General features: G+C 72.0%; 1 protein-coding gene. It reads left to right on the forward strand.

The window, feature by feature from the left end:
• A partial coding sequence (locus tag C1631_RS25280) for an AsmA family protein (RefSeq protein WP_228441485.1) occupies positions 1-628 on the forward strand: 628 nt, incomplete at both ends.

Here is a 628-nt window from a genome sequence, read left to right on the forward strand (position 1 = left end):
GAGCTGGTGCTGCCGCAGGAGGCGGGGGATCCCCGATGGTCCGCGGCGGCCGAGCGTCTGACCCACAGCATCGCCGGCGCGGACGGTGACCGGCCCCGGCGGATCATTCTCGCCCGCTGCGCGCTCAAGGGCCGCGACCCGCGGGACGGGACGCTGCAGACGGCCCGCGACGTCGATCTCACGATCTCCTGGCCGGCCTGGAGCGACAGCCTCGCGGTGAATGGGGGATTGCGCTGGAGCGATGGCAGCGCCCGGATCACGCTGACGGATCTGCGGCCCTACGCGCTCTTTTCCGGGGGTGAGAGCCCCTTCACCGCCGCCCTGACATGGCCAACGGGCTCCCTGAGCGCCCAGGGCAATGGCAGCCTGCGCGACGGCCTCAAGGCCTCGGGCACCGGCAGCCTCCAGACCCGATCCCTGCACAAGACGCTCGCCCTGACCGGCGGGGGACTCGCCCTGTCGCCCTTCGTCGAGGATTTTGCCGTGGAGGGCAGCTTCGAGGCGGCCGCCGGTCAGATCCAGTTTCCGAGCGTCACCGTGCGCAGCGACGGGAACGTGCTCGAGGGGGCAGGCTCGGCCACCTTCGGCCCGAAACGCAACGCGGTCCAGGCCACGCTCGCCGCCGAAA

Origin of the sequence: Chryseobacterium phosphatilyticum (assembly GCF_002899825.2) — a bacterium.
Lineage (GTDB): Bacteria > Bacteroidota > Bacteroidia > Flavobacteriales > Weeksellaceae > Chryseobacterium > Chryseobacterium phosphatilyticum.